The following is a 4,973-nucleotide window of genomic DNA, read 5'->3' as shown; positions in this document are numbered from 1 at the left end:
TGGCCATTGCGCTTCGCCGCGCCGCTCACGTGGCTGCCGCTGGTTTTTCCTCCATCGCATGCGCCTGCGACCGGCACGTTCCGCGTGACGGCGCTGGATATCGGACAGGGTTCGTCGATTGTCATAGAAACCGCGCGTCATTCCTTGCTCTTCGATGCCGGCCCGGGCCCGGAATCCACGCGCGCCGGCGAGCGGCTCGTCGTGCCATATCTCTTTGCGCACGGCCTTTCCACACTCGATACCCTCATGATCAGCCACTCGGATTCCGATCATTCCGGCGGTGCGCCCGCCGTGTTCGAAAGCATCCGGGTGCGCCAGTTCGTGGCGTCGATGCGGCCGCATGAAGCTTTGTGGCGGATCGCCCGGGAAGAGGGCAGCGACTCCCTGCGATGCATCGCAGGTCAGCAATGGCAGTGGGACGGCGTGAAGTTCGACGTGTTGTGGCCAATGGCCGGTCCGCTTGCGGCGAAGCCGAATGCGACCTCGTGCGTGCTGAAAATAACGAGCGCGGCCGGGCGCTCGGCGCTCCTCGCGGCGGATATCGAAGCGGACGTCGAGCGCCAGTTACTGACACAAGATCGCGCATTGCTTCAGGCGGATGTTCTGGTCGTGCCGCACCACGGCAGCAAGACATCGTCTACCGAGCCTTTCCTCGACGCCGTCGAGCCGCGCGTGGCTGTATTTCAGGTAGGCTACCGCAACCGATTCAACCACCCGAATCCAACTGTTTTCGAGCGGTATCGGCTGCGTCGTATCGAGCTGTCTCGCAGTGACGAAGATGGCGCTGCACGCATGGAGATGTCGGCGGATGTTTCCATCGAACGGTTCAGGCAAACGCACGCACGCTACTGGATGGGCCGGTAAGAAAGAAGAGGGCACGAGAAGAGGACACGAAGCTTGAAAGACATCCTGCATTTTTCACACGCGAACGGGTTTCCCGCGTCGACGTACCGGACGATCTTCGCCGAGCTCGCCGACGATTACGAGATCCGCGCGGTCGAGCGCTTCGGCCACAATCCGCGCCTGCCGGTCACGCGCGACTGGCCTCATCTCGTGGACGAACTGCTCGAAGACATCGATTCCACCCGTCCCCCCGATACGAAAGTCTGGCTCGTCGGGCATTCACTGGGCGGTTATCTGTCGTTGATGGCGGCGCTCAAGCGTCCGCATTGGGTGAAGGGCGTCGTCATGCTGGATTCGCCCGTCATTGCAGGCTGGCGCAGCCATTTGCTGCGGATATCCCAGTGGACCGGTCTCGATACGCGTTTGTCGCCTGCCGCCGCGACAAAAAACCGGCGGACGAACTGGCCGAGCCGTGAAGAAGCATGGCGCCACTTTCATGCAAAAAGCGCGTTCGCGCGCTGGGACGAGCGGATGTTGTCGGATTACATCGACTTCGGGATTCCGCCGGACACGGATGCCCCCGCGGCGTCCCGCAGTCTGCGCAAGCTCGCTTTTGATCGCGAGGTGGAATTTCGCATCTACAAGACCTTGCCGCGCACGTTGGGTGCGCGGGTCACGCACGGCGTGCCGGTACCGGTCGGCTTTATCGCGGGGACGCATTCGCGCGAAGTGCGGCAAGTCGGGCTGGATATGACGCGGCGCATTGTGGGCGAGCATCTGGAGTGGATCGAAGGCAGTCATTTGTTCCCCATGGAGCGTCCCATCGAAACCGCCCGCGCGTTACAACGCACGCTTGACGGGCTGCGCCGCGCCGGCATCTGATTCATCCATGAATATGCGCCGCGCAATGCAAATCCGCCCCCGCGGCGCTGGGTTCCGGGGCGCCTTTCGGGTATAATCCGTTTTTCCCGCGAGCACCTAGCGATGACCAAATATGTATTCGTCACCGGCGGCGTAGTGTCTTCCCTCGGCAAGGGTATTGCCGCCGCTTCCCTCGCCGCGATCCTCGAATCGCGCGGTCTGAAAGTCACCCTCCTCAAGCTCGATCCCTACATCAATGTCGACCCCGGCACGATGAGCCCGTTCCAGCATGGGGAAGTGTTCGTGACGGAAGACGGAGCGGAAACGGACCTCGACCTCGGCCATTACGAGCGCTTCATCAGCACGAAGATGCGCAAGGCCAATAACTTCACGACGGGCCAGATCTACGAATCGGTGATCCGCAAGGAACGCCGTGGCGAGTATCTCGGCAAGACCGTCCAGGTCATTCCGCATATCACCAACGAAATCCAGGCGTTCCTGCAACGCGGCGCGGCTGCGGCCACGTGCGGCGAGCCGGATGTGGCTATCGTGGAAATCGGCGGGACGGTGGGTGATATCGAATCGCTGCCGTTTCTCGAAGCCGCGCGCCAGATGAGCCTGCGCCTCGGGCGCAACAGCGCGTGTTTCGTGCACCTGACGCTTGTGCCGTACATCGCCACGGCGGGTGAGCTCAAGACCAAACCCACGCAACACAGCGTGCAGAAGCTGCGCGAGATCGGTATCTCGCCGCACGTGCTGCTGTGTCGCGCGGACCGTCCGATCCCCCTCGACGAATGTCAGAAGATTTCGCTCTTTTCCAATGTGCCGGAAGACGCGGTCATTTCGGTGTGGGACGTGGACAGCATCTACAAGATTCCGCAGATGCTGCACGACCAGGGTCTCGACAACATCATCTGCGAAGAACTCAAGCTCGAAGCGAAACCCGCTGACCTCAGCATGTGGGCCGGCCTCGTGCAAAAGCTCGAGAACCCGCAGAGCGAAGTCACCATCGGCATGGTCGGCAAATATGTGGAGTTGACCGAGTCGTACAAATCGTTGATCGAGGCGTTGAAGCACGCGTCCATTCATACGTCGACGAAGGTGAACATCGAGTACATCGATTCCGAGCAGATCGACACTGACGGCGTCGATGCATTGAAGCATCTCGACGCAGTGCTCGTGCCGGGCGGTTTTGGCGCGCGTGGCACCGAAGGCAAGATCAAGGCAATACGTTATGCACGCGAATCGAAGACGCCGTATCTCGGCATCTGCCTCGGCATGCAACTGGCTGTAATCGAATTTGCACGCGACGTGGCCGGTCTCACGGACGCAAACAGCACGGAATTCGATACATCGACTACAAACCCGGTCGTGGCGCTCATCACCGAATGGTATGACCGCGCCGGTCGTGTTGAAAAGCGTACGGAAGAGTCGGATCTTGGCGGCACCATGCGCCTGGGTTCACAAAAATGTCCGATCAAGCCGGGCACCATGGCGGCTCGTATTTACGGAACGGATGTGAACGAGCGTCATCGTCACCGCTACGAAGTGAACAACCGGTTCGTGCCGCAACTCGAGGCAGGTGGCCTCGTGATCAGCGCGCGCACGCCGAGCGAAGACCTGCCGGAAATGATGGAACTGCCGGAATCGATGCACCCGTGGTTTGTCGGCGTGCAGTTCCACCCGGAGTTCACGTCGTCGCCACGCGATGGTCATCCGCTTTTCAAGGAGTTCGTCGAAGCGGCGCGCGCGCATCATCAGGCGCTTGACGCTGCGGGTCACGCTGGGGCTTCTGACCCGGCGCCGGCCGTTGCGGTTTCTGTCGGAGCGCAAGCATGAAGCTGTGTGATTTCGAGGTCGGTCTCGACCAGCCGTTCTTCCTGATTGCGGGCACCTGCGTGGTCGAATCGGAGCAGATGACGATCGACGTCGCCGGCCGCTTGAAGGAAATCTGCGCCAAGGTCGGCGTGCCGTTCATCTACAAGTCGTCGTATGACAAAGCCAACCGCAGCTCAGGCAAGTCGTTTCGCGGTTTGGGCATGGACGAAGGCCTGCGGATCCTCGGCGAAGTGAAGAAGCAACTCGGGCTGCCCATTCTCACCGACGTTCACTCGGAACACGAGATCGAAGCGGTGGCATCGGTGGTCGACGTGTTGCAAACGCCCGCGTTTCTGTGCCGCCAGACTGACTTCATTCACGCATGCGCGCGTTCGGGCAAGCCGGTCAACATCAAGAAGGGCCAGTTTCTCGCGCCGCACGACATGAAGAACGTCATCGACAAAGCCCGCGACGCCGCACGCGAAGCAGGCCTGTCCGATGACCGTTTCATGGCCTGCGAACGGGGTGTGTCGTTCGGTTATAACAACCTGGTTTCCGATATGCGGTCGCTCGCGATCATGCGGGAAACCAATGCGCCCATCGTTTTCGACGCCACGCACTCGGTCCAGTTGCCGGGCGGCCAAGGCACGAGTTCCGGCGGTCAACGCGAATTCGTTCCGGTGCTGGCGCGAGCCGCGGTCGCCACGGGCGTTTCCGGCCTTTTCATGGAAACCCATCCGGACCCGGCGAACGCAAAGTCCGACGGTCCGAACGCCGTGCCGCTGCACAGAATGGAAGCCCTGCTGGAAACGCTCGTTGCGCTCGACCGGGCTGTGAAAAGCGGACCGTTCCTCGAGAACGATTTCAGCTAAAAACAAATCAAGGGCACCGCGTTTCGTGTACGCAATTTTACGGACACGGCGCCCGAATCGCATCAGGAGGAGAGGGCAATGGCAAAAGGTTATGTCATCGTGAATGCCAATGTGACGGACCCGGAGAAGTACGCGGCGTACCGGCCGCTGGCGGCTGCGGCAATCGAAGCGCATGGTGGCCGCTACCTCGCTCGCGGCGGTAAAAGCGAAACCCTCGAAGGCTCGTTGCCCCCGCGCGGTGTCGTGATCGAATTCGACGATTACGAGACCGCGGTCAAGTGGTACCACTCAGCCGGGTATGAAGCGGCGCGAAGTGTGCGAAGCGGCGCAGCCGAGATGCACATGATGGTCGTCGAAGGCGTGTAAGCCTCCCGTTCGAGCCCGCGCAAGATCTTCAACCCCGGCTTGCTGTCAGACCTGATTTATCGTCATTTCTTGAGGAAACCATGAGTGCCATCGTAGATATCATCGGTCGCGAGATTCTCGACTCGCGCGGCAATCCCACCGTCGAATGCGACGTCCTGCTGGAATCGGGCACGATGGGCCGCGCCGCGGTGCCGTCCGGCGCATCGACCGGAA

General features: G+C 61.1%; 5 protein-coding genes and 1 pseudogene. All 6 read left to right on the top strand.

Annotation, left to right across the window (positions count from 1 at the left end; translation table 11 throughout):
- Positions 1–864, top strand: an 864-nt coding sequence (locus ACRXB1_RS30375; protein ID WP_449494149.1) for a ComEC/Rec2 family competence protein, incomplete at its 5' end; no start/stop codon positions are given.
- Positions 865–897: 33 nt separating this feature from the next.
- A complete protein-coding gene (locus tag ACRXB1_RS30370; protein WP_449494148.1) occupies positions 898–1,725 on the top strand; it encodes an alpha/beta fold hydrolase in 828 nt (275 codons plus the stop codon).
- Positions 1,726–1,827: 102 nt separating this feature from the next.
- Positions 1,828–3,543 carry a CTP synthase gene (locus ACRXB1_RS30365; RefSeq protein ID WP_075360456.1) on the top strand — a complete coding sequence of 572 codons (1,716 nt, stop codon included), beginning with the start codon at positions 1,828–1,830 and terminating at the stop codon, positions 3,541–3,543.
- On the top strand, positions 3,540–4,394 hold the full coding sequence (kdsA, locus tag ACRXB1_RS30360) for a 3-deoxy-8-phosphooctulonate synthase (protein WP_061999070.1): 855 nt from the start codon (positions 3,540–3,542) through the stop codon (positions 4,392–4,394). Before ACRXB1_RS30365 ends, kdsA begins: the two co-directional genes overlap by 4 nt.
- A 78-nt stretch (positions 4,395–4,472) precedes the next feature.
- Positions 4,473–4,760, top strand: coding sequence for a DUF1330 domain-containing protein (locus ACRXB1_RS30355; RefSeq protein WP_449494147.1), 288 nt, complete (start codon positions 4,473–4,475; stop codon positions 4,758–4,760).
- A gap of 80 nt (positions 4,761–4,840) precedes the next feature.
- Positions 4,841–4,973 (top strand): annotated as a pseudogene (eno, locus tag ACRXB1_RS30350) (phosphopyruvate hydratase); the annotation flags it as partial.

It is taken from the genome of Caballeronia sp. M23-90 (genome assembly GCF_053574605.1).
Note: the sequence above shows the minus strand (reverse complement) of the source record. Positions and strands in the feature narration are given on the sequence as shown.

Excerpts from the sequence above, each read along its gene's own strand:
- kdsA (WP_061999070.1), top strand. The coding sequence starts at position 3,540 with ATGAAGCTGTGTGATTTCGAGGTCGGTCTCGACCAGCCGTTCTTCCTG.
- ACRXB1_RS30365 (WP_075360456.1), top strand. The coding sequence starts at position 1,828 with ATGACCAAATATGTATTCGTCACCGGCGGCGTAGTGTCTTCCCTCGGC.
- ACRXB1_RS30355 (WP_449494147.1), top strand. The coding sequence starts at position 4,473 with ATGGCAAAAGGTTATGTCATCGTGAATGCCAATGTGACGGACCCGGAG.